Raw genomic sequence first — 5,777 nt, 5'->3', positions numbered from 1 at the left:
AAAGAAAATACCATGAAAGGATTTCCATCACGTGTCACTAATTTATTGATTGCTTCGCTGGTCCTGACTATTGGCCGAGCGATCACCCTGCCCTTTATAACTATCTATTTGGCTGAGCATTTTCAGTTGGCTCCCGATAAAGTCGGGCTGGTGTTAGGGGCAAGTTTGACGCTAGGTATTTTCACTAGCCTATATGGTGGCTATCTGGTGGACAAATTCAATAAAAAGCTATTGATTTTGCTAGCAATAAGTCTGTTTTCTGCCACATTCTTTACTTTGCCATGGATTGAGCATCCGGCCTGGATCATTCTGATTTTGGCGCTGCTGCATTCGGCCTACTCGGTTTACAGTATCGCGCTCAAAGCCTGCTTTGCTGATTGGCTGCCAGTAAATGAACGTATTAAAGCCTTTTCAGCTAACTACACACTGGTCAATGTCGGCTGGGCGGTGGGGCCGGCGATGGGGGTTTTGGTGGTTGGTTTTGGCTCACAATTGCCTTTTATCATTTCGGGGGTATTGGCGTTGCTGGTCGCGGTGGCGTTGAAATTCAGAATAAGCAGTACCGATATGTTAGCAACAGAACATTCAGCTAGCGAATCAGTACCGGATTTCCGCCAAACATTTACTATCTTACGTTGTGATAAACGGCTGATTTATTTCACCCTCGGCAGCATGCTCAGTGCTATTGTCTTTGGCCAATTCTCGGGTTATTTATCTCAATATCTGATTACGGTGTCAGATGCTAAATTTGCCTATCAGGTGATCGGGGCAGTAATGACCGTTAATGCAACTATTGTGATTACCCTGCAATACTTATTAAGTCGCCGTATGAATCAGCAGAACTTAATGCGCTGGCTGATGTTTGGCACCCTGTTCTTTATCATTGGCCTACTCGGATTTATGGCGGCTCAAGATTCAATTCCACTATGGATGCTGGCAATGGCGATTTTCTCATTGGGCGAAATTATTGTTATCCCAGTCGAATACTTGTTTATCGATTTTATTGCTCCAGCGAATCTCAAAGGCAGTTACTATGGGGTACAAAATCTCGGTCAATTAGGCGGAGCCATTAATCCGGTACTTTGTGGCTTCTTGCTAGCCTGGGCCGCACCGCAGATGATGTTCTATATGCTGATTATCGCGGCTATTTTGGGGCTGGCATTTTTCTATCGTGGCTATCGATTGGCTAAGACGCAGTCGGCTCAACCCCATCAGGTATCAGAACATACCCAATAGTCGCCCAAATGCAGCAAGGAGGGCTGCGAATAAGTTATGTGTAGTAGCAAATCAACACGCTCACAGTTTGATACATGATGAGTCTATTATTCATAGTGTGACAGCTAGCACATAATCAAACTTAATTGTATGATGAATGCACTCCGTAACTCAGGACCTTTTCTATGCGCAATGTGACTTCACTTTGCTGGCAGTACCTGCGGGCTTTCGCCATTATTTATCTGTGCTTATGGGCGGGTAAAGCACTGGCCTTGTTGCTGCCTATCACCATCCCTGGCAGTATCATTGGGATGCTGATTCTATTTGCTCTGCTGGCATCCCAGATATTGCCTTCAACCTGGGTGAAACCCGGTTGCCACCTACTGATCCGTTATATGGCGCTGTTGTTTGTGCCGATTGGTGTCGGTGTGATGCAGTACTACGACCAACTGACTAAACAGTTTGGTCCCATCGTAGTTTCCTGCTTTGTCAGCACCCTAATTGTCATGCTGGTGGTAGCTTACAGTTCTCATTATGTTCACCGCGAACGCAAAGTCATTGGTTCTCCTACCCATACCGAGGACGACAAATGATCAGCAATTTATGGTGGTCACTGCCACTCACCTTAATCGTATTCTTTGGTGCGCGTCGTTTAGCCCGCTGGCTGAAAATGCCACTGCTTAACCCATTATTGATATCGATGGTTGTTATCATTCCATTGCTGCTGGTCACGCATATGCCCTATGCCAACTATTTTGCTGGCAGCAAAGTATTGAATGATTTACTGCAACCCGCCGTGGTGGCGCTAGCTTTCCCGCTATATGAACAATTGCATCAAATTCGCGCCCGCTGGAAATCCATTATCAGTATCTGTTTTATTGGCAGTATTACCGCCATGGTCAGTGGTACGGCGGTCGCCCTGTGGATGGGAGCAACCCCGGAGATTGCGGCTTCGGTATTGCCTAAATCTGTCACCACACCTATTGCCATGGCCGTCGCTGAGTCTATCCATGGCTTACCCGCCATCAGCGCAGTATGCGTCATTTTTGTCGGTATTCTGGGTGCGGTATTTGGCCATAGCTTGCTAAATTTATTAAAGATAACCACTAAGGCCTCGCGAGGTTTAGCCATGGGTACCGCCTCCCATGCACTGGGTACCGCCCGTTGTGCTGAAATGGACTTTCAGGAAGGCGCATTTAGCTCACTGGCACTGGTAATCTGCGGGATTATCACTTCACTGTTGGCTCCTTTCCTATTCCCGGTGTTACTCCATTTGTTCGGCTAATGGCGTGAGACCCTGACGCGCAAACGCACATCAGGGTCTACAGTAACAAGGTGAAATAGCGTCCGTTTTCAGGTTTAAATTTGAGATACATCTCTCATTTGAGATTTTACTTGCATCGATTTCATTAGTAATGAGACATCAATCACATCAAGAAGCCCCTAAGCTGCCTAAAATAGTTTCCCGTTACTCTTGGAGAGACTCCCTATGCAAGCACGTTTTCATGCCCCTTGGGCTAAGCTACCCGCTTCACTGCAATCAGCACTTGAACCTATTCTGAGCGCAAACGATTTCCCTGCCATGTTGACAGCGAAGCAAGTGGAAACGGTAAAAAGCATCAGTGGGTTGGATGACAATGCGCTGGCATTCGCGTTGTTGCCGCTGGCTGCCGCGTGTGCGCTGGCGCCAATCTCTCATTTTATGGTTGGTGCTGTCGCTCAGGGGAGCAGCGGCAACCTCTATTTTGGCGCCAATATGGAGTTTAGCGGTGTACCGCTACAACAAACCATTCATGCCGAGCAGTGTGCGGTTACTCATGCCTGGTTACGCGGCGAAGCCAGCCTGGTCGCAATTACTGTTAATTACACTCCCTGTGGTCATTGCCGCCAGTTTATGAATGAGCTGAATAGCGGAACCGACCTGCATATCCATTTGCCGGGCCGCCCTGCCGCAACCCTGGGTCACTATTTGCCAGATTCTTTCGGCCCGAAAGATTTGGATATCACCACGCTGCTGATGGATCCGGTGTTTCATGGCTACACCGTGGCTGAAACCGATGCACTGACTCAGGCAGCCCTCGAAGGTGCGAACCACAGTCATGCTCCTTATAGCAATGCTCATAGCGGTGTTGCATTGGAAGCGGCTGATGGCGCTATCTATGTGGGCCGTTATGCAGAAAATGCCGCCTTCAACCCCAGCCTGCCACCGCTGCAAGCTGCATTGATCCTGACCAACATTACCGGTGGGGATTGCGCGGCCATTCGCCGTGCGGTGCTGATTGAGGGCAGTAATCCGACACTGACTCAGTGGGATGCCACACTGGCAACACTGGCAGCCTTGGGTTGCGATGATGTAAAACACGTGACATTTTTGCCGAAATAATACCCAACTAATTGGGGGTTACATGGCTAACCCCCGGTTATCACGCTAATCCTACCTATTCCCCTAAATAGCAGTGAAACTCATTCCCGCGTGTACAACCTGATCAATCATCTGGTATTCCAAGCCATAAGCCGGCCTGAGCGATGCCGATCATAGCACCAAGACCTCGCAACGAATGACGCCGGGTTCCAATAAACTGCTCAGCTAAATCTGCAAGTTAACTCGCACTTTTACCGATTACAGACATATTTAACTAACAAAAGCTGTACATATTCTTCTTATCTTTTAGGATCAGGGCAACAATTGCTATCAATACCCATAGTCATATAAGAGTAAAACTCATGGAACTTGAATACGAAAGTAAGCGCACCCTCTATATCCCCTACGCTGGTCCGATCCTGTTGGAATTCCCTCTCCTTAACAAAGGCAGCGCCTTTACTAATGATGAGCGCAACCACTTTAACTTACACGGATTGTTGCCTGAAGCGGTTGAAACTATTGAAGAACAAGCTGAGCGCGCTTACCGCCAGTATCAAGATTTTAAAAATGACGACGATAAGCATATCTATCTGCGCAACATTCAAGACACCAATGAGACTCTGTTTTACCGCCTGCTGGACGCCCATCTCAGCGAGATGATGCCAATTATCTACACGCCTACCGTTGGCGAGGCTTGTGAACACTTCTCTGATATCTATCGTCGTGCGCGTGGGTTATTTATCTCTTACCCAAACCGTGAACACATTGACGATATGTTACAAAACGCCACTAAACAGAACGTGAAAGTTATCGTGGTAACCGACGGTGAGCGTATTCTCGGCCTTGGCGATCAGGGCATTGGCGGCATGGGGATCCCCATTGGTAAATTGTCGCTGTATACCGCGTGCGGTGGTATCAGTCCAGCCTATACATTGCCGGTAGTGTTAGATGTCGGGACCAACAACCCGCAACGCCTGAATGACCCGCTGTATATGGGATGGCGTCATCCGCGTATTTCCGGTGATGAATATTATGCTTTTGTTGACGAATTCATTCAGGCGGTCAAACGCCGCTGGCCAAATGTGTTGTTGCAGTTTGAAGATTTTGCGCAGAACAATGCCACCCCGCTGCTGAACCGCTACCGTGACGAGCTATGTTGTTTCAATGATGATATTCAGGGTACCGCGGCGGTCACGCTGGGTAGCCTGATTGCTGCCAGCCATGCCGCAGGCAGCCAGTTACGCGACCAAACCGTCACCTTCCTCGGCGCCGGATCAGCAGGTTGCGGTATTGCTGAACAGATCATTGCACAGATGATTTCAGAAGGTTTGAGTGAAGATCAGGCCCGGGCGCGAGTCTTTATGGTTGACCGTTTTGGTCTGTTGACTGACAAACTACCTAACTTATTGGATTTCCAAAGTAAACTGGTGCAAAAGAGTGAGGCGCTACAAAGCTGGAATCTGGCCAGTGACTCAATTTCACTGCTGGATGTGGTGCGCAATGCTAAACCGACTGTGCTGATTGGTGTCTCAGGCCAGCCGGGGTTGTTTACTGAAGAGCTGATCCGCGAGATGCACCAGCACTGTCCACGGCCGATTGTAATGCCATTGTCTAACCCGACATCACGGGTTGAAGCACGGCCAGAAGACATTATTAACTGGACCGATGGTGCCGCATTGGTTGCCACGGGCAGCCCATTCTCACCGGTTAGTTACAAGGAGAAGCTGTATCCGATTGCACAATGCAATAACTCTTATATCTTCCCAGGGATTGGTTTGGGGGTGTTGGCATCGGGCGCCCGGCGGGTGACCGACGGTATGTTGATGGCAGCCAGCCGTGCATTGGCTGACTGTTCACCACTTGCATCGAACGGTGAAGGGGCATTGCTGCCGCGTATCGACGATATTCAGGCTGTGTCAAAGAGCATTGCAATGCAGGTGGGCAAAGCGGCGCAGTTGCAAGGTGTCGCCATTGTTACCTCAGAAGAAGCGCTGGCAAAAGCCATTGAGCATAACTATTGGCAGCCGCAGTACCGCACTTATAAGCGCACATCGTTCTAGTTATTATTCGGCCTGTACTTCGGTATGGGCCGAATAACGAATCCCCCTGTAGCTTCAAGGACGAAGATAATACCCAAAGGCATTGGAGTTACAGCTAGCCGGCCAGTGAAATAATCCCGATGAGCTGACTCATGTCAGTG

5 protein-coding genes are annotated in these 5,777 nt (G+C 48.8%); all 5 read left to right on the top strand.

The genetic code is table 11. The annotated features are described in order from the left end of the window. Positions 1–12 precede the first annotated feature (12 nt). The 5 genes from V2A85_RS21495 (at position 13) to V2A85_RS21475 (ending at position 5,637) form a co-directional block, all read left to right on the top strand. Positions 13–1,236, top strand: a complete 1,224-nt coding sequence (locus V2A85_RS21495; RefSeq protein WP_083159359.1) for an MFS transporter — start codon at positions 13–15, stop codon at positions 1,234–1,236. 164 nt (positions 1,237–1,400) lie between these two features. After that, complete coding sequence (locus V2A85_RS21490) at positions 1,401–1,808, top strand: CidA/LrgA family protein (protein WP_005187673.1); 408 nt, start codon at positions 1,401–1,403, stop codon at positions 1,806–1,808. After that, the gene (locus tag V2A85_RS21485; protein ID WP_032906846.1) at positions 1,805–2,500 is read left to right on the top strand and encodes a CidB/LrgB family autolysis modulator; all 696 of its coding nucleotides are present in this window, start codon (positions 1,805–1,807) and stop codon (positions 2,498–2,500) included. The genes V2A85_RS21490 and V2A85_RS21485 overlap by 4 nt, the downstream gene beginning before the upstream one ends. Before the next feature lie 204 nt (positions 2,501–2,704). Beyond that, positions 2,705–3,598 carry a cytidine deaminase gene (gene cdd, locus V2A85_RS21480; RefSeq protein WP_420072313.1) on the top strand — a complete coding sequence of 298 codons (894 nt, stop codon included), beginning with the start codon at positions 2,705–2,707 and terminating at the stop codon, positions 3,596–3,598. Positions 3,599–3,939: 341 nt separating this feature from the next. Further along, the gene (locus V2A85_RS21475) at positions 3,940–5,637 is read left to right on the top strand and encodes an NAD-dependent malic enzyme (protein ID WP_372558454.1); all 1,698 of its coding nucleotides are present in this window, start codon (positions 3,940–3,942) and stop codon (positions 5,635–5,637) included. Positions 5,638–5,777: the final 140 nt, after the last annotated feature.

Origin of the sequence: Yersinia sp. 1252 StPb PI (assembly GCF_048593885.1) — a bacterium.
GTDB classification, from domain to species: Bacteria; Pseudomonadota; Gammaproteobacteria; order Enterobacterales; family Enterobacteriaceae; genus Yersinia; species Yersinia enterocolitica_E.
This window is presented reverse-complemented; position numbering and strand designations above follow the sequence as displayed.